Raw genomic sequence first — 18120 nt, 5'->3', positions numbered from 1 at the left:
GGGCGGCGTAGCGTGGACCGTGTGGACTGGCTGGGCTGGTTTGATGCGCCGGAATACGGGTTCGCCCGGCAGGTGCTGCAACGGGGTGTGGCGGGCCTGTACTTTGTGGCGTTCCTGTCCTCCCTGAACCAGTTCCCCGCGTTGGTTGGGACGCATGGACTCTTACCCGTCCCCGACTACCTGGCCCGCGGCAGGCTGCGGCGGCCAACACTGTTCAGCCTGCATTACTCGGACGGGTTGCTGCGGGGTGTGTGCGCCGCGGGCCTGGGGATTTCGGCGCTGCTGGTGGCCGGCGTCCCCCAGTGGGGCCCGCCCTGGGTTCCACTGCTGGCGTTCCTTGCCTTGTGGGCGCTCTACATGTCGATCGTCAATGTTGGCCGTACGTTTTACGGCTTTGGCTGGGAGATGCTGCTGCTGGAGGCAGGCTTTACGGTGGCGTTCCTCGGTTCGGACCAGACCGACCCGCCGCGGACCATCCTGCTCCTCCTCGCGTGGCTGGTGTTCCGGCTGGAGTTCGGGGCCGGCATGATCAAGATCCGGGGCGGGCGCGAATGGCACGATTTAACAGCCCTGTACTACCACCATGAGACCCAGCCGATGCCCGGGCCGCTGAGCCGCCAGGCGCACCTGCTGCCCAAGCAGCTGCACAGGATCGAGGTGCTGGGCAACCATTTCGCGCAACTGGTGGTTCCGTTTTTCCTTTTTGCGCCCCAGCCCCTGGCCTCGGCGGCCGCCGCCGTTGTGGTCCTGACCCAGCTGTGGCTGGTGGCCACCGGGAACTTCGCGTGGCTGAACTGGATGGCCATGGTGCTCGCGTTCGCGGCGGTCAGCGACCCTGTGGTGCACGCCCTGATACCGGCCATCCCCGTGGGCGGGCAGGGTCCTGGCCTGGGCCCGGTGGGCCCCGCGCCGGCGACTCCGCTGTGGTGGCTGGCCATCACCCTGGCCGCCACGGTGCTGCTGCTGGTCCTCAGCTACCGGCCGCTGCGCAACCTGCTCTCCCGGCGGCAGCTGATGAACGCCAGCTTCAACCGCTGGCAGCTGGTCAACGCCTACGGGGCGTTCGGCACCGTTACCCGCCGGCGCGTGGAAATTGTTGTGGAAGGAACCCTGGACAGCAGCCCCGGTGCCGGCTCGCAGTGGCTCGAGTATGCCTTTAAGGGAAAGCCCGGGGACGTCAACCGGATTCCCCGGCAGTGGGCGCCGTACCACCTGCGGCTGGACTGGCTGATGTGGTTCCTGCCGTTGCGGACGGTGCACGAGGACTGGTTTTACGCGTTCCTTACCCGGCTGCTGGAGGCGGACCGGGCCACCCTGCGGCTCCTCCGCCACGACCCGTTCGACGGCGTCCCGCCACAATGGGTGCGGGTGCACAGCTACCACTACCGTTTCGCCAGCCGGGAGGAGTACCGGGCCACCGGCGCGCGGTGGGTCCGCACGTTCCTGCATGAATCGGTGCCGCCCACGTCCCTGCGGCGGGCCGGCCGGTGAAGGCAGGCCGGGTCAGCCGGTGAAGGCAGGCCGGGTCAACTCCGCGAAAGCAGGCCAGGCCGGCGAAGGCAGGCAGGTCGGCGTTACTGCATCAGCCGTTTTGGGCGGCGCGGCGCAGGGTGGCCTCGGCATGTTTGAGGATGGGCCCGTCGATCATTTTTCCTTCAAACGCGAAGACGCCGGAGTTGGCCGCCGCCGCAGCCGACAGCAGGGCCTGCGCCGCTTCGATATCCGCCGCCGATGGGGCGTAGGCTGCCCGGACGGCAGCCACCTGTGCCGGATGGATACAGGCTTTGGACCCGAACCCGGATGCCACGGCGTCCGCTGATTCCACTGCCAGCCCAGCCACGTCCGGAATGTCCACGTAGACGGAATCCACTGCCTCCTTGCCGAAGGCCCGGGCGGCCAGCAGCACGGCTGAACGCGCGTGCAGTGCCACAGCACGGTAGCCGCCGTCGGCCATCCTGCTGGAGGTGCCGCCCAGGGTCGCCAGCAGATCCTCGGCACCCCACATCAGTGCCACAACGTTGGGGGCCGCCGCGATGGCCGGTGCATTAAGGATCCCCCGTGCCGTTTCACACAGGGCGATGACCTGGTAGCCCTCAAGGGCCTCGAGCTGCGCGGCGCTTTCCGCCTTGGCCAGCATGACTGTCCGGTACGGCGTGTGGGCCAGGCAGTGCAGGTCCTTGGCGAACTCTTCCGTGCCGGCGGGGTTGATGCGGACGATGGTCCTGCTCGGGTCCAGCTCCGGGCCCTCCCCGGCTCCGAGCTGGGCCAGGATGGCGCCGCGGGCACGCTGTTTCTCCGCCGGGGCCACGGCATCCTCGAGGTCCAGGATGACGGCGTCCGCGCGGTCAGCAGCCTTCTGGTACCGCTCCGGCCGGTCCGCAGGGCAGAAGAGCAGGGCAGGTCCCATCAAAAAAGTCATACCGGTATTGTGCCTTGTCCGCCAGCCGCTGTGGTGGCTTCCCGGGCGTTGCCCTGCTGGCCGGCGTGCGCCTCCCGGGTCCACATCAGGCAACTGCGGGTGGCCAGGGCCACCACGGTACCGTCCTGGTTGCGGCCGGTGTGCGCCATGGTGGCGATGCCCTGCCCCGGCCGCGAACCGGACAGGCGCTTCCCCGTGATGACCGTCTCCGTGTAGAGCGTGTCGCCGTGGTACAGCGGGTGCGGGAAGGAGACGTCCGTGAGGCCCAGCTGGGCCACGATGGTGCCCTGGGTCAGCTGCGTGACGGATTGGCCCACCACCGTGGCCAACGTGAACATGGAGTTGACCAGCCGCTGGCCGAAGGGCTGGCCGGCGCTCCAGGCGGCATCGAGGTGCAGGGCCTGGGTGTTCATGGTGAGGGTGGTGAACAGGACGTTGTCCGCCTCGGTGACGGTGCGGCCCGGCCGGTGGGCGTACAGCACGCCTTCTTCGAGTTCGTCGAAGTAGAGGCCCCGCTGTTCAATGACGCGCCGCTCCTGCTGGCCTTCCGGGGGCCGGTGCGTGCCGCTGGTTCCGGTGCTCATACCGTCAGTTCCTGGTCTTCCTCGAAAAGTTCGGCGCCGGTGGCCGCTGCCACGTCGGCCAGCGAGACGTCCGGTGCCAGTTCGCGGAGTACCAGCCGGGACCCGGAAGGATCACGGACCACGTCAATCACGGCGAGGTCGGTGATGATCCGGTCCACGCAGCCCTTGCCGGTGAGCGGCAGCGAGCACTCCTGGACGATTTTGGGGTTACCGCTGCGGTCCACGTGCTCCATCATCACAATCACTTTTTTGGCGCCAAACACCAGGTCCATGGCGCCGCCCATGCCTTTGACCATCCGGCCGGGGATCATCCAGTTGGCCAGGTCGCCGTTGGCGGCGACTTCCATGGCGCCGAGGACGGCGACGTCCACATGGCCACCCCGGATCATGCCGAAGGAGGCTGCGGAGTCGAAGAACGCCGCTCCCCTGTTGACGGTGACGGTCTCCTTGCCGGCGTTGATCAGGTCCGGGTCCACCGCGTCCTCGGCCGGGTACGGGCCCACCCCCAGGATGCCGTTTTCGGAGTGGAGGACCACTTCGACGCCAACCGGAATGTAGTTGGGAATCAGGGTGGGCATGCCGATCCCCAGGTTCACGTACTGCCCGTTGCGCAGCTCCCGGGCCACCCGGGCAGCGAGCTCGTTCCGGCTCCAGCCCTTGGCGGCGCCCTGTTGCCCTGGTTCCCCGGCGGCCGCCCCTTGGCCGCCGGCTGCCCCTGAACCCGGGCCGCCCTGGTGGGTTGCCCGCCGGTAACCGGGCCGGATGGCCTCGGGCCGGGGCGCGTCAATGCTGTTGGGGTCCGCCATGGTTATGCTCCTGCCTGCGCGCTGCTGCCGGGTGCCGGGGTGGCAGCCAGGGCCACTGTCCGCTTCTCGATCCGTTTCTCGCCGTCCGGCGCCAGGACCACACGCTGGACGAAGATCCCGGGTACATGGACGTGTTCGGGGTCCAGGTCACCCGGTTCAACCAGCTCTTCGACCTCGGCGATGGTGATGCGGCCGGCCATGGCGCACAGCGGGTTGAAGTTCATCGCGGCTGCGTGGAACACCAGGTTGCCGTGCCGGTCTCCCTTCCAGGCGTGGACCAGGCCAAAGTCCGGCGTCAGCGATTCCTCCAGGACGTAGTCGACGCCGCCGAAGGAGCGGACTTCCTTGGCTGCGGAGGCCACCGCGATCCCGCCGGCGGAGTCGTATTTCTGCGGCAGGCCGCCGTCGGACACCTGGGTGCCCACCCCCGCCTTGGTGTAGAACGCAGGGATCCCGGCGCCGCCGGCCCGCAGCTTCTCCGCGAGTGTTCCCTGCGGCGTGAGGACCACTTCGAGTTCGCCGGCGAGGTACTGGCGGGCAAATTCCTTGTTTTCACCAACGTAGGAGCTGATGGTGCGCCGGATCCGGCCGTCACGGAGCAGCAGCCCCAGGCCCCAGCTGTCCACACCGCAGTTGTTGCTGACCGTTTCCAGGTCTGAGGTTCCGGCCCGGTGCAGGGCGTCGATCAACGCGACCGGGATGCCGCAGAGCCCAAACCCGCCCACTGCCAGGGAGGCGCCGTGGGGGATGTCCGCGACTGCCTCATCGGCGCTGGCGACTACTTTGTCAATCATCGGGGGATCCTTTCAGACCGGCGCCTGCGAGGGGGACTACAGTCCCAGTTCGCGGGCGATGAGCATCAGCTGGACTTCGGTGGTGCCCTCCCCCACTTCCAGGATCTTGGAGTCGCGGTAATGGCGTGCCACGGTGAACTCGTTGATGAAGCCATAGCCGCCGAATACCTGGGTGGCATCCCGCGCGTTGTCCATGGCCGCCTCGCCTGCGACCATCTTAGCGATGGCCGCCTGCGTCTTGAACGGCTTGCCCGCGAGCATCCTGGCTGCGGCGTCGTAGTAGGCCAGCCGGGCGGTGTGGGCCCGGGCTTCCATGCGGGCGATCTTGAAGGAGATGGCCTGGTATTTACCGATCGTGTGCCCGAACGCGCTGCGCTCCCGGGCGTATTTCACGGACAGGTCAACGCACCCCTGGGCGGCGCCGGTGGCCAGGGCTGCAATGGCGATCCGGCCCTCGTCCAGGATGGAGAGGAAGTTGGCGTAGCCGCGGCCCTCCTCCCCCAGCAGGTTGGCCTCCGGGACGCGGACGTCCTTCAGCGTCAGGGGGTGGGTGTCCGAGGCATTCCAACCCACCTTGTTGTAGGCCTTCTCTGCCCGGAAGCCCGGCGTTGAGGTGGGCACCAGGAGGGTGGAGATGTCCTTCCGGACGCTGCCGTCAGCGCGCTCGCTTTCGCCGGTCACGGCCGTGACGGTGACCAGTTTGGTGATGTCGGTCCCAGAGTTGGTGATGAACTCCTTGTTGCCGTTGATCACCCAGTTTCCGCCGTCACGGTGGGCGTGGGTTTTGGTGCCGCCCGCGTCCGATCCGGCTTCGGGTTCGGTGAGCCCGAAGCCCGCCAGGGCCTCCCCGGACGCCAGCATGGGCAGCCATTCCTGCTTCTGTGCGTCCGTTCCGAACCGGTACACGGGCATGGCGCCGAGGGAGACGCCGGCTTCGAGGGTGATGGCCACTGACTGGTCCACCCGGCCCAGCTGCTCCAGCGCGAGGGCCAGGGCAAAGTAGTCCCCGCCCATGCCGCCAAATTCCTCCGGGAACGGCAGGCCGAACAGGCCCATCTCCGCCATCTGCTTGACCACGCCGTACGGGAAGCTGTGCTCTTCGTCGTGCTTGGCGGACACTGGTGCCACCACGTTGTCGGCGAAGTCCCGGACCGTGTCGCTCAGGTCCCGGTACTCCTCGGTGAGTTCAAAACCGGTCATGGCCGGGCTCCTTCTGCTGTGGGATGTGGGGTGGATGGTGTTTCGGGGGTGTCAGGAGCGGATGCGCTGCCTGGGTGCGGGTGGATGGTGGCCAGGACCTGGTCCGCTTTGACCAGGTCGCCGGGTTGTGCGGCCAGCTTCACGATCCCCGCCAGGGGCGCCACCAGTTGGTGCTCCATCTTCATGGCCTCCACGGACAGCAGCACCTGCCCCGCGTCCACGGTGTCGCCGTTTTCTACAGGGACGGACACCACGGTGCCGGGCATCGGCGAGCGCACTTCCGGATCCGTGGCGCCTTCCTCGCGCTGGATGGCTGCGCGGAGGCGTTCCAGCCGGGCTTCCCGGGTGAGGACCTCCAGCCGGCAGGACCAGCCGCCGTTACCCAGGAAAACCTGCAGGGGAACGTCCGACGCCGGCTGGCCGGGTTGGGGCATTCCGTTTCCGGGGAAAACGGGGGCAACGTTGTATCGGGTGGGTACGCCGTCGAGCGTCACCTCTGCCTGGTGCGGCCCGGCGGGACGGAGCGCGGCACGATGCGGTGCGCCGCCGTCGACGGTCACTGTCACCGGACCCGCCTGCGGGTTCCCGGCCACCGTGACGGTGGCCGCACCGCCGTCCGGCAGCGCAAACGTGATGTGGCGTGGCGGCCTGCCGCCCAGCCGCCAGCTGTCCCGGCGTTGCCAAGGACCGGCGGGGCCTTGTTCCTCCGTCCCCAGCGCATAGAGGGCCGCAGCCGCCAGTTCGCTGTCAGTGACCCCCCGGAAAGCGAGCTCCGGCAGCTTCCGCTCGATCAGCCCGGTGTCCAGGCGGCCGGCCTGGACATCCGGGTCGTTGAGCAGCAGGCGCAGGTACTCCACGTTGGTGTCCACGCCCAGCGCGACGTAACCGGCGAGCGCCGCTTCCAGGGCTGCCAGGGCAGCCGGGCGGTCGTCGCCCCAGGCGATGACCTTGGCCAGCATCGGATCGTAGTCGGCGGAGAGCTCCAGCCCCGGCACCAGCGCGGAATCCACGCGGACGTTGCCGCCCTGGCCCGGGGCGTGCTCGGCCAGCACATGGACGGTCCCGGTGGCGGGCAGGAAGTTCTTCGCCGGCACTTCGGCGTAGACCCGCGCTTCCACGGCGTGGCCGGACAGCACGACGTCGGCCTGCCGGACAGTGAGCGGTGCGCCGGCAGCGATCCGCACCTGCCACTCCACCAGGTCGATGCCGGTGACCATCTCGGTGACCGGGTGCTCCACCTGCAGGCGGGTGTTCATTTCCATGAAGTAAAACTGGTCCGGGGCGTCGTCCGAGACCAGGAACTCCACCGTTCCGGCGCCGCTGTACGCCACGCTGCGGGCGGCGTTGCAGGCGGCCTCCCCGAGCCTGGCGCGGATGGCGGCCCCGTCCGGGAGTCCCTCGAGCAGGGGTGAGGGTGCTTCCTCGATGACTTTCTGGTGCCGGCGCTGGAGGGAGCATTCGCGTTCGCCCAGGTGGATCACGTTGCCGTGGTTGTCCGCCAGGACCTGGACCTCGATGTGGCGGGGCGTACCGACCAGGCGTTCCAGGAAGAGGGTGTCGTCGCCGAAGGCGCTGGCTGCAACGCGCCGGGCGGTGGCCAGCACCCCCGGCAGCTCTGCCGGGGACTCCACGGCATGCATTCCTTTACCACCCCCGCCGGCCGACGGCTTGATAAGCAGGGGGAAGCCGACGGCGGCCGCAGCGTCAAGGAGGTCCTGATCGGTCATGCCCGGCCTGGCAACACCGGGGACCACGGGGACGCCGTACCCGGCCACGTGGTTCTTGGACCGGATCTTGTCCCCCATGATGTTCAGTGCTTCCACCCCCGGCCCGATGAAGGCGACGCCGGACTTGGCCAGCGCGCGGGCGAAATCGGCGTTTTCGCTCAGGAAGCCGTAGCCCGGGTGGACGGCGTCCGCGCCGGTGCGGCGGCAGGCGTCCACAACGGCGTCAATGTTCAGGTAGCTCTCCGCCGCTGCGGCGGGGCCGATCCGGACGGCGGTGTCGGCTTCGCGCACGTGCCGGGCGCCGGCGTCGGCATCGCTGTAGACGGCGACGGAGCGGATGCCCAGCGTTTTGAGCGTCCGGATGACGCGGCAGGCGATTTCGCCGCGGTTCGCCACCAGGACGGTGCCGAAAAGGGCACCCGTTTCCTTGGCGGGGCGGGTGGTTGCTGGCGTGGTCATAGGGCTCACATCCGGAAGAGGCCGAAAGAGGTATCCGGCAACGGGGTTCGGGAGACAACGTCGAGGGCGAGGCCCAGCACGGTGCGGGTATCTGCAGGGTCGATCACGCCGTCGTCCCACAGCCGGGCAGTGGAGTAATACGGGCTGCCCTGATCCTCGTACTGCTCCTTGATGGGGGCTTTGAAGGCTTCCTCATCGGCCGCCGGCCAGTCTTCCCCTGCGGCCTCATACTGGTCCCGTTTGACGGTGGCCAGCACGCTGGCCGCCTGGTTGCCGCCCATCACGGAAATCCGGGCCGCGGGCCACATCCAGAGGAACCGGGGCGAGTAGGCCCGGCCGCACATGGAGTAGTTTCCGGCTCCGAAAGAACCGCCGATCACCACCGTCAGCTTGGGCACCCGTGCCGTGGCTACCGCGGTGACCATCTTGGCGCCGTTCCTGGCGATGCCGCCGTGCTCGGCGTCCTTGCCCACCATAAAACCGGAGATGTTCTGCAGGAAGACCAGCGGGATCCCGCGTTGGTCGCAGAGTTCAATAAAATGGGCGCCCTTGAGCGAGGACTCGCTGAACAGGACACCATTGTTGGCCACGATGCCTACCGGGTGGCCATGCAGCCTGGCGAAGCCCGTCACCAGGGTGGTGCCATATTCCCGCTTGAACTCGTGGAACGTGCTGCCGTCCACCAGCCGGGCGATGACTTCGTGGACGTCGTAGGCGGCGTTCACGTCCGTGGGGACCGCTCCATAGAGTTCGTCCTCGTCCACCACGGGCGGCACGGGCGGTTCCACCTGCCAAGCCGGTGCGGCCGGCTGCGGGAGGGTGGCGACGATGTCCCGAAGGATCTGCAGGGCGTGCCGGTCGTTGTCCGCCAGGTGGTCGGTGACGCCGGAAATCCGTGAGTGCACGTCGCCGCCGCCCAGTTCCTCTGCCGTTACCACCTCGCCGATGGCGGCCTTCACCAGCGGCGGACCGCCCAGGAAAATAGTGCCCTGGTTGCGGACGATGACCGTTTCATCGCTCATGGCCGGGACGTAGGCTCCGCCCGCGGTGCAGGAGCCCAGCACCGCAGCGAGCTGCGGGATTTTGGCTGCGGACAGCCGGGCCTGGTTGTAGAAGATCCGGCCGAAGTGGTCCCGGTCCGGGAAGACCTCGTCCTGCATGGGCAGGAACGCCCCGCCCGAATCAACGAGGTAGATGCAGGGCAGCCTGTTTTCGAAGGCGATTTCCTGGGCCCGGAGGTGTTTTTTGACCGTCAGCGGGTAATACGTTCCGCCCTTGACGGTGGCGTCGTTGGAGATGACCAGCACCTGGCGGCCGTGGACCGTTCCGATGCCCGCGATGACCCCGGCGCCGGGCGCGTCGCCACCATACATGCCGTCCGCTGCCAGCGGGGCGATCTCCAGGAAGGGACTGCCGTCATCCAGGAGGCCGTCGATGCGTTCCCGGGGCAGCAGCTTGCCGCGGGCCACATGGCGCTGGCGGGACTTTTCCGGGCCACCCAGGGCGGCGGTCTGCAGCCGTTCCTTCAGCTCAGCCACCAGTTGGAGCTGCGCCTCCCGGTTGGCGGTGAACGCTTCGCTGCCTGGTTGCAGGCGGCTGGCAAGGGTCTCCATCGACGCGTCCATTCCCATGTTTTCCGACCGGCAAAAGCCAACTCGGTTAGTGACTAATAACTGAAATTCAGGTTAGTCTCTATTAACTGTGATGTCCAACACAGGTGCTGCCTTGCTAGAATCTGCGGGTCCAAGGAGGAAAAGTGCCAAGCAATGACACCACGCACATGGGCGGGAACAGCGGTCCACTGCCCGGTGGTGCCGCCACCACGGCAGGACTCACGGCGGGAACCACCGCGGGAACCACCCAGCGGAGCCAGGCCAAGGAGAACCGCCGGCAGGCGCTGCTGGCCGCTGCCGCTTCCCTGTTTGCCCGCGACGGGTTCACCCGGGTATCGCTGGAGGACCTCGGCGCCGCGGCAGGCATCAGCGGACCCGCTGTGTACCGGCATTTTCCGGGCAAGCAGGCGGTGCTGGCAGCGCTGCTGGTGACTGTGAGCGAGGACCTGCTGGCCGGCGGCCGGCAGGTAGTGGACCGGCACCCCGATCCCCTCACCGCCGTGCGCCGGCTGGTGGCATTCCAGGTGGAGTTCGCCCTGGGCAAACCGGACGTGATCCGGGTGCAGGACCGTGACTTCAGCGCCCTGGCCGGGCCCGACCAGGCGGCGGTGCGCCTGCTCCAGCGCAGCTACGTGCAGGTCTGGGTGGATGTCCTGGTGCAGCTCCATCCGGGCACTGACCCTGCAGAGCTCCGCATGCGTGCCCAGGCCACCTTCGGCCTGATCAACTCCACGCCGCATTCCGTATCCGGGCACGGCCGGCGGGTTGCCTCGAAGACCGCCCGCCCGCTGCTTGAGGCCATGGCCGTGGCGGCCCTCACGGTTGGGACGCCGGAACCGGTTTCCTGACCACGGCTTGCTGACCACGGCTTGCTGGTCAGGCCCACTGATCAGGGTTCCTGGTCAGGGTTGCTGATCAGGCTTGCTGATCAGGGTTCCTGATCAGGCTAGCTGGTCAGGGTTCCCGGTCAGGCTTGCTGATCAGGCTAGCTGGTCAGGGTTGATGATCAGCCCGGCCGAGGCCTGGCCGGGGTCCCGACCAGGCCCGGCCCGACAAAGCCCTCAGACCATGGTGAGGGCCATGCCGGGTTCGGCCAGGATGGCGCCGACATCGGCAAGGAAACGGGAGCCCTGCTCACCGTCCACCAGACGGTGGTCGAAGGACAGGCTGAGCGTGATGACTTGCCGGAGGGCCACTTCCCCGCGGTACTCCCACGGCGCAGTCCGGACAGCCCCCAGCGCCAGGATCGCCGCCTCACCGGGATTCAGGATGGGCGTGCCGGCATCAATGCCGAACACACCGATGTTGGTGATGGAGAGCGTCCCACCGGACAGCTCGGCGGGCGCGGTCCGGCCGGCCCTCGCCGTGTCGGTCAGTGCTGCCAGCGCTTCGGCGAGCCCAGCCAGGGACAACCGGTCCGCGTCCTTGATATTCGGAACGGTAAGGCCCCTTGGAGTAGCGGCGGCTATCCCCAGGTTCACGTAGTTATAGGTGACGATCTCCTGGGCGGCACCGTCCCAGCGCGAATTCAGCGATGGGTTGCGCCGCAGGGCGATGAGCACCGCTTTCGCCGCGAGTGTGAGCGGCGTCAGCCGGAGTGCACCGTACTCCCTGCTTGCCTTCAGCCGGCCCAGCAGCTCCATGGTGGGAGTGACATCGACCGTGAGGAACTCCGTGACGTGCGGGGCCGTGAAGGCACTTTCCACCATGGCCGCTGCAGTGTATTTCCGCACTCCCTTGATGGGCGTGCGGAATTCACGTTCACCGGCCCCCTGCACCACAGGCTGCGTCCCGGACTGCTCACCTGACTGCTGCTCCGCCGCCCGATGCTCCGCGGGGGTTCCCGTCTCCCCGGGCGCACCGTGGACAAAAGCCTGGACGTCTTCCCTGGTGATCAGGCCCTGCGGTCCGGTGCCAGCAACCTGCGCGAGGTCCACCTGGAGGTCGCGGGCCAGCTTGCGGACCGGTGGGGTGGACCGCGGCCGCTCCACGGTGCTTTCCACCGGTTTGGCTGCGGCGGGACCTGCTTGGCCCGGCGTAACCGGGGATGGATCGGCGGCGCTCGAACCAGCGGGCGCGAAAATCCTGGGCCGCCGGGCCGGCCTGCCGGAGCTTTCGACGACGGCCCCGTACCCGACGAGGTTGGGCTCCCGCTTGGGCGGGGCCGGCACAGCGTCCACTGCCGACTGCCCGCGCGCGGCACTTGCTGCCACGGCATCTTCCGTCGCGCCCTCTTCTGGCACCGCGGTGACGGTCCCAGCGGCGTCGGTCCCAGCGGCGCCTTCGGTTGCGGCTGCACCGTTGGCCGGACCTTTGGCTGCAGCGGCCGGCGGGAGGGCGGCGTCGTCCGGCACCTCAAAGGAAACGATGGGGTTCCCTACCGCCACCACGGAGCCTGGCTGCTCATGCAGTTCCCTGATGACACCCGCAAACGGCGACGGCAGTTCCACCACGGCCTTTGCCGTCTCGACTTCGGCGATCACCTGGTTGAGGGTGACAGTGTCCCCCACCGCCACCTTCCAGCTGAGGATTTCTGATTCGGTAAGGCCCTCGCCCAGGTCCGGGAGCCGGAATTCCTTGATCATGGTGGCGCTCATCCTTCCAGCCCGCTCAGGGAGTTGGGCCGGCCCAGGGCACGGTCAACGCCGTCCAGGATGCGGTCCAGGCCGGGCAGGTGGTGCATCTCCAGCTTGGAATAGGGGTAGGGGATGTCAAAGCCGGTGATCCGGACGGGTGCCGCCTCCAGATGGTTGAAGCACCGTTCGGTGATGCTGGCTGCGACTTCGGCGCCGAGGCCACCGGATTGCCCTGCTTCGTGTGTGACCACCAGGCGGCCGGTCCTGCGGACCGAGGCCACCACGGTGTCGTAGTCCACGGGGGCCAGCGAGCGCAGGTCAATGACCTCCAGGGAGATCCCTTCGTCCGCGGCCGCCGCGGCGGCGTCCAGGGCGGTTTTGACCAGCGGCCCGTACGCCACCAGGGTCACGTCGGTGCCTTGCGTCAGGACCCTGGCCTGTCCCATGGGCAGCGCTGCGGCAGGGTCAACCCCTTCATCCACCTCGCCCTTGTCGTGGTACCTGCGCTTCGGTTCGAAGTAGAGGACGGGATCATCACAGGAGATGGCCTGCTGGATCACTGTGTAGGCGTCCTGCGGGTTGGAGACGCTGACCACGCGCAGGCCGGAGGTGTGCGTGAAGTACGCCTCCGGGGATTCGGAGTGGTGTTCCGGGGAGCCGATGCCGCCGCCGAACGGGACCCTGATGGTGATGGGCATCCTGACGGCGCCCTGGGTGCGGTAGTGGAGCTTGGCCACCTGGCTGACGATCTGGTCGAAGGCGGGGTAGATGAAGCCGTCGAACTGGATCTCCACCACGGGGCGGTAGCCGCGGTAGGCCAGGCCAACCGCGGTTCCGAGGATGGCTGACTCCGCCAGCGGCGTGTCCACCACGCGGTGTGTGCCGAAGTCCTTCTGCAGGCCGTCCGTGATCCGGAAGACGCCGCCGAGGGCGCCGATGTCCTCCCCCATCAGGATCACCTTGGGATCGATTTCCAGCGATTTGCGCAGGCCCGCGTTGATGGCGCGGGCGAAGGTCATGCGGGTCATCAGCGTGCACCTTCCTGGGTTGCGGCTCCGGCGGGTTCCCCGAAGGAGGCCAGATATCGGGCGTAATGCTCCTGCTGCCGGTCCAGCCACGAGTTGGGAGTGCTGTAGACATGCCGGAAAACGTCCATGGGCTCAGGGTCCGGCATGGTGGTGCAGCCCTTACGCATCCGGTGGGCAACGGCGTCGGCCTGGTCCCTGACGTGCTGCTGGAAGTCCGCCGTCAGCAGGCCCTTCCGTTCCAGGAGCGCCGCCACCCGGCTGATGGGATCCTTCGCCGCCCAGTCTTCAAGTTCGTTGGCGTCCCGGTACCGGGTGGGGTCATCGGCTGTGGTGTGCGGACCCATCCGGTAGCTGACGGCTTCGATGAACGTGGGGCCGCCGCCACGCCGCGCCCGGTCCAGTGCGAGCCGGGTGACGGCCATAACGGCCAGGACGTCGTTCCCGTCCACCCGCAGGCTGGGGATGCCGAAGCCGGCAGCACGGTCGGCAAGCTGGATATGGGACTGCAGCCGCACCGGTTCGGAAATTGCCCAGTGGTTGTTGGTGCAGAAGAAAACAACCGGCACCTGGAAGCTCGCCGCGAAGACCATTGCCTCATTAACGTCGCCCTCACTGGTGGCGCCGTCACCGAAGTACGCCACGGAAACGGCGTCCGCGCCGTCGTACTGGATGCCCATGGCATACCCCGTGGCGTGGAGGGTCTGGGCGCCGATGATGATCTGCGGGGTGGCCATGTTGATGGCGTAGGGATTCCAGCCAGATGAAGCGTTGCCCCGCCACACCCGGACCAGGTCCGTGAGGTCCACGCCCCGGCAGTACGCCACGCCGTTTTCCCGGTAGCTGGAAAACACAAAATCGTCCTGGCGGAGCGAACGGCCGGAACCGATCTGTGCCGCTTCCTGGCCCAGCAGTGGCGGCCAAAGGGCGAGTTCGCCCTGGCGCTGCAGGGCGGTGGCCTCCACGTCGATGCGCCGGATGACCGTCATGTCCTCGAACAGGGAGCAGAGCTGTTCGTCGCTGACATCCTTGACCCAGAAGTCGAATTCCGGATGGCTGACCCGCTCCCCCGCGGGAGTGATCAGCTGGATCAGGCGGTGTGCCACCGCAGGGCTGGTTTCCGCCATTTCCGGGGCTGCTGCCGCGCCCTGGCCCGTTCCGTCTGTAGACACGATAGCCCGCACCTTCTTACGTCGTTTGACCTGCGGTTGCGGGGCTTTTGGCCCTGCCCACCGCGGGCCGCCCGGGCGCCGTTGCCCCGGATATTGTGACCCTACTCACAACCACCACAAGGTACAACCACTGCACGGATCATTGAGCAAAGTGCCCTGTCCGGAGCATCTGCACCGTGCTAGCGTTGCGCATTATGCAAGCTCTGGATGGCACTGACACCCGCCTCTTATCCGCCCTGGCGCAGGATCCCCGCCGGACCGTGGTGGCCCTGGCCCAGAAGCTTGGCCTGTCCCGGAACACCGTGCAGGCCCGGATGGCCCAGCTTGAGAAGAAGCACGCCTTCCTGTCGTTTGAGCGGCGGATCAATCCTGCCGCGCTGGGCTATCCGTTGATGGCCTTCATTTCGGTGCATGTGCAGCAGCAGAAACTCGCCGGCCTGGCCGGCGAACTTGCGGGCATCCCGGAAATCCTGGAAGGGTACGGGCTCACCGGCTCCGCCGACCTCCTGTTGCGCGTGGTGGCGCTCGACGCCGAGGACCTGTTCCGGATCAACGGGAAGATCCTGGGCTGTGACGGCGTGGACCGGACCGACACTGCCCTCGCCATGGGGGAACTGATTCCGTTCCGGGTCCAGCCACTGCTGGACCGTGGGTCCGCGGCCGGCTAGCCCCGGCACGCGTTCTGTGCCGCACGCCCGCCGGCCACGCCCGGGACAGCGGGGGGTTATAGGCTTGGTGGCAGATATTGGCGGCCCGGCAGCGGGCCCCTCAGACGGTGCAGCGCACCACGTCCGGAAAGGCTCTACCTTGAGCAGTCCCCAGGAACCGAACCAGTCCGGCCCGTCAGGCTCCGAACCCCGGCAGCCGGACGTTCCCGGGCAGCCCCCCGTTCCGCCACCACCACCGGCGTTCGGGCCCGGACCATATCCGGCACAGCCAGGCCAGGAACAACCCTTCGGCACCGGGGTCCCCGGCCAGCAACAACCCGGCCAGCATGCCCAGAACCAGTACGCGCAGAACCCCTACGCCCAGGCGGGTCCCACCCCGTTTGGCCTCCCCGGGGAGGCACCCCGGCCGAAGCGGCGCAGGACGCTGTGGATCATCCTTGCAGCCGTGGGCGGTTTCCTGGTGCTTGTTGCCATCGGTGTGATTGTCCTGATCAATGTTGTGGGCGGGGCCACCAACCAGGCAAAGGGACTCGCGGATGGGTTCACGGACCTGGTCATCGCCGGCGACACCTCGTCGGCCTACGACGATTACCTGGACCCTGCCCTGCAGAAGCAGATCTCCAAGGAATCGTTCATTGCCGGCATCGAAAGCCTCGATATGGACGCCAGCTGCAAGCCGGACTACAACAGCGTCAACGTGGCCACGGAGAATGGCAGCAAGTCGGCGGACATCGCCGGTGTCATCGCCTGCGACGGCGGGAACGTTGACCTGGCCTACCACTTTGAAGGCACTGACCAGCTGAAGATGACCAACATCAAGCTGCGGCCCGCCGGGTAGCGGAACCCTGCACACCACCAACCCGCCACACCACAAAGCCTCCGTGCACTGTCCAGTGCACGGAGGCTTTGTGTCCGGGCGGGGTTAGTGGTTGGTGGCCTTTTCCGCCCCGACGCCGGTCAGGGAACGGACCTCCATTTCGGCCTGCTTGGCGCTGTCTTCCTTGTTCCGGTCCAGGATGGTGCCCAACCAGCCCAGGATGAACGCCAGCGGGATGGACACTATGCCCGGGTTGCTGAGCGGGAAGATCGCGAAGTTGGCGTCCTTGACCATGGACGTGGCCGCACCGGACACCACCGGGGAGAAGATGATCAGGATGATCGCCGACCCGAGGCCGCCGTACATGCTCCAGACGGCGCCCTGCGTGGTGAAGCGGCGCCAGAACAGCGAGTAGATGATGGTGGGCAGGTTGGCGGAGGCGGCCACGGCGAACGCAAGCGCCACCAGGAACGCCACGTTCTGGCCGTTGGCGAAGATGCCGCCCAGGATGGCCAGGACGCCGATGACCACCACCGTGCGGCGGGCCACCTTAACTTCCGTGGCGGCGTCGGCCTTCCCCTTGGCGATGACGCTGGCATAGATGTCATGGGCGAAGGACGCCGCGGCGGTGATGGTCAGGCCGGCCACCACGGCCAGGATGGTGGCGAACGCGACGGCCGAGATGAAGCCCAGCAGGAGCGGCCCGCCCAGGTGGAACGCGAGCAGCGGTGCTGCGGAGTTCACGCCGCCGGGGGCCGACTTGATGGTTTCCGCCCCGACCAGTGCCGCTGCGCCGTAGCCCAGGACCAGGGTGAAGAGGTAGAACAGGCCGATCAGCCAGATGGACCAGACCACGGACTTGCGGGCTTCCTTGGCGGTGGGGACGGTGTAGAACCGCATCAGCACGTGGGGCAGCGCCGCCGTGCCCAGGACCAGCGCCAGGCCAAGCGACATAAAGTCCAGCTTGGAGGTGTTCGTTTTGCCGTACTGCAGGCCCGGGTTGAGGACCGCGGGGTTGTTGGCGGTCTCCACGGCCGCTCCCAGCAGGGTGGAGAGGTTGAAGCCGTAAATGGCGAGGACCCACAGGGTCATCACAGCGGCCCCGGCAATCAGCAGGATGGCCTTGATGATCTGCACCCAGGTGGTGCCCTTCATGCCGCCGATCAGGACGTACATGATCATCAGGGCGCCGACGACGATGATCACCAGTGCCTGGCCGCCCCAGTCGCTGATGCCCAGCAGCAGGGAGATCAGGCTTCCGGCGCCGGCCATCTGCGCCAGCAGGTAGAAGAAACACACGGCCAGCGTGGAGATGGCCGCCGCGATGCGTACCGGGCGCTGCTTCAGGCGGAAGGACAGCACATCGGCCATGGTGAACTTGCCGGTATTGCGCAGCAGTTCCGCCACGAGGAGCAGCGCCACCAGCCAGGCCACCAGGAAGCCGATGGAGTACATAAACCCGTCGTAGCCGTTGATGGCGATCGCACCGGTGATGCCGAGGAAGGACGCTGCCGACAGGTAGTCGCCGGCGATCGCGGTTCCGTTCTGGGATCCCGTGAAGGACCGGCCGGCCGCGTAGTAGTCGGCGGCTGTTTTGTTGTTTTTGCTGGCCCGGAACACGATGACCATGGTCACTGCCACAAAGAGGCCAAAGATTCCCATATTCAGCAGGGTGGTGTCCTTGAGGGCTGCAACATCGACAGCGAGGGGGACGGTGATCATTTGTTCGCTCCGCTCACTCGGTTGCCGTCTTTATCGAACTCGTGGCCTTCGATTTCGTTCCTGATGTCCGCTGCGATGGGATCGAGCCGGCGGTTGGAGTAGCTGACGTACCAGCCGGTGATGGCGAACGTGGACACAAACTGGAGCAGGCCCAGGATCAGGCCCACGTTGATGTTGCCCCACACCTTGGTGGACATAAAGTCCACGGCGTAATCCGCCAGCAATACGTAGGCGAAGTACCAGAGCAGGAAGGCCACGGCCATGGGAAACACAAAGCTGCGGTGGCGTTTGCGGAGCTCCTGGAACTGTTCTGTCTTCTGGACCTGTTCAAAGTCCACGGACGCGGTGGCGTCCGGAGTGTGGGCGTCGTTACCCATCGTTCCTCCTCATTGAGACGTGCGGTTCACACGCGGCGGCGGGCCGGGGTACAGGCCTGCGCAGATGTGACTGCAATCACTCTGCGGCGCGGCGCCGCCCACAATCCAGTGCCTGCCCCCGGGTGGTCGCTCAACGGCGGGAATGCTGCGGCGAGCGGCAC

General features: G+C 67.3%; 16 protein-coding genes. 4 read left to right on the top strand and 12 right to left on the bottom strand.

Annotated features, from left to right (window positions below; translation table 11 throughout):
• Nucleotides 1-21: 21 nt before the first annotated feature.
• Entirely contained in the window at nucleotides 22-1491 is a 1470-nt protein-coding gene (locus ACU18_RS17160) for a lipase maturation factor family protein (protein ID WP_050687644.1), read from the top strand.
• A 91-nt stretch (nucleotides 1492-1582) separates the two neighbouring features.
• Here ACU18_RS17160 and ACU18_RS17155 read toward each other — a convergent pair whose 3' ends face one another.
• The 7 genes from ACU18_RS17155 to ACU18_RS17125 are packed head-to-tail and all read right to left on the bottom strand — an operon-like array spanning nucleotide 1583 to nucleotide 9602.
• Nucleotides 1583-2419, bottom strand: a complete 837-nt coding sequence (locus ACU18_RS17155) for an HpcH/HpaI aldolase/citrate lyase family protein (protein ID WP_050687585.1) — start codon at nucleotides 2417-2419, stop codon at nucleotides 1583-1585.
• The gene (locus ACU18_RS17150; RefSeq protein ID WP_050687583.1) at nucleotides 2416-3003 is read right to left on the bottom strand and encodes a MaoC family dehydratase; all 588 of its coding nucleotides are present in this window, start codon (nucleotides 3001-3003) and stop codon (nucleotides 2416-2418) included. Before ACU18_RS17150 ends, ACU18_RS17155 begins: the two co-directional genes overlap by 4 nt.
• Nucleotides 3000-3809: a CoA transferase subunit B gene (locus ACU18_RS17145; RefSeq protein WP_050687581.1), complete on the bottom strand. Its 810-nt coding sequence runs from the start codon at nucleotides 3807-3809 to the stop codon at nucleotides 3000-3002. Before ACU18_RS17145 ends, ACU18_RS17150 begins: the two co-directional genes overlap by 4 nt.
• A gap of 2 nt (nucleotides 3810-3811) precedes the next feature.
• On the bottom strand, nucleotides 3812-4603 hold the full coding sequence (locus tag ACU18_RS17140) for a CoA transferase subunit A (protein WP_050687579.1): 792 nt from the start codon (nucleotides 4601-4603) through the stop codon (nucleotides 3812-3814).
• Between the two features lie 36 nt (nucleotides 4604-4639).
• Nucleotides 4640-5803 carry an acyl-CoA dehydrogenase family protein gene (locus ACU18_RS17135; protein WP_050687577.1) on the bottom strand — a complete coding sequence of 388 codons (1164 nt, stop codon included), beginning with the start codon at nucleotides 5801-5803 and terminating at the stop codon, nucleotides 4640-4642.
• Entirely contained in the window at nucleotides 5800-7989 is a 2190-nt protein-coding gene (locus tag ACU18_RS17130) for an ATP-binding protein (RefSeq protein ID WP_050687575.1), read from the bottom strand. The genes ACU18_RS17135 and ACU18_RS17130 overlap by 4 nt, the downstream gene beginning before the upstream one ends.
• 5 nt (nucleotides 7990-7994) lie before the next feature.
• Complete coding sequence (locus tag ACU18_RS17125) at nucleotides 7995-9602, bottom strand: carboxyl transferase domain-containing protein (RefSeq protein ID WP_050687572.1); 1608 nt, start codon at nucleotides 9600-9602, stop codon at nucleotides 7995-7997.
• Between the two features lie 167 nt (nucleotides 9603-9769).
• On the opposite strand from ACU18_RS17125, the gene ACU18_RS17120 reads away from it, so the two are divergent.
• Nucleotides 9770-10450 (top strand): SACE_7040 family transcriptional regulator, encoded by a 681-nt coding sequence (locus ACU18_RS17120; RefSeq protein WP_050687570.1) that lies wholly within the window; start codon nucleotides 9770-9772, stop codon nucleotides 10448-10450.
• Between the two features lie 213 nt (nucleotides 10451-10663).
• On the opposite strand, the gene ACU18_RS17115 is transcribed toward ACU18_RS17120, so the two are convergent.
• The 3 genes from ACU18_RS17115 to pdhA are packed head-to-tail and all read right to left on the bottom strand — an operon-like array spanning nucleotide 10664 to nucleotide 14375.
• On the bottom strand, nucleotides 10664-12199 hold the full coding sequence (locus ACU18_RS17115; RefSeq protein ID WP_050687568.1) for a dihydrolipoamide acetyltransferase family protein: 1536 nt from the start codon (nucleotides 12197-12199) through the stop codon (nucleotides 10664-10666).
• A complete protein-coding gene (locus tag ACU18_RS17110) occupies nucleotides 12196-13206 on the bottom strand; it encodes an alpha-ketoacid dehydrogenase subunit beta (protein ID WP_050687566.1) in 1011 nt (336 codons plus the stop codon). The genes ACU18_RS17115 and ACU18_RS17110 overlap by 4 nt, the downstream gene beginning before the upstream one ends.
• Complete coding sequence (pdhA, locus tag ACU18_RS17105) at nucleotides 13206-14375, bottom strand: pyruvate dehydrogenase (acetyl-transferring) E1 component subunit alpha (protein WP_050687563.1); 1170 nt, start codon at nucleotides 14373-14375, stop codon at nucleotides 13206-13208. Before pdhA ends, ACU18_RS17110 begins: the two co-directional genes overlap by 1 nt.
• Before the next feature lie 194 nt (nucleotides 14376-14569).
• Here pdhA and ACU18_RS17100 point away from each other — a divergent pair, with 194 nt between their 5' ends.
• Both ACU18_RS17100 and ACU18_RS17095 read left to right on the top strand, forming a co-directional pair.
• Entirely contained in the window at nucleotides 14570-15043 is a 474-nt protein-coding gene (locus ACU18_RS17100; protein ID WP_050687561.1) for an Lrp/AsnC family transcriptional regulator, read from the top strand.
• Between the two features lie 139 nt (nucleotides 15044-15182).
• A complete protein-coding gene (locus ACU18_RS17095) occupies nucleotides 15183-15881 on the top strand; it encodes a hypothetical protein (protein ID WP_050687559.1) in 699 nt (232 codons plus the stop codon).
• An 84-nt stretch (nucleotides 15882-15965) separates the two neighbouring features.
• Here the strand turns inward: ACU18_RS17095 and ACU18_RS17090 are convergent, their stop codons facing one another.
• A complete protein-coding gene (locus ACU18_RS17090) occupies nucleotides 15966-17582 on the bottom strand; it encodes a solute symporter family protein (RefSeq protein ID WP_050687557.1) in 1617 nt (538 codons plus the stop codon).
• Complete coding sequence (locus ACU18_RS17085) at nucleotides 17579-17959, bottom strand: DUF485 domain-containing protein (RefSeq protein ID WP_050687555.1); 381 nt, start codon at nucleotides 17957-17959, stop codon at nucleotides 17579-17581. The genes ACU18_RS17090 and ACU18_RS17085 overlap by 4 nt, the downstream gene beginning before the upstream one ends.
• Between the last annotated feature and the right edge of the window lie 161 nt (nucleotides 17960-18120).

The organism is Arthrobacter sp. ZBG10, from assembly GCF_001238605.1.
Taxonomy (GTDB): domain Bacteria; phylum Actinomycetota; class Actinomycetes; order Actinomycetales; family Micrococcaceae; genus Arthrobacter.
The sequence above is the reverse complement of the archived record's forward strand: the minus strand, read 5'-3'. Positions and strand labels throughout refer to the sequence as shown.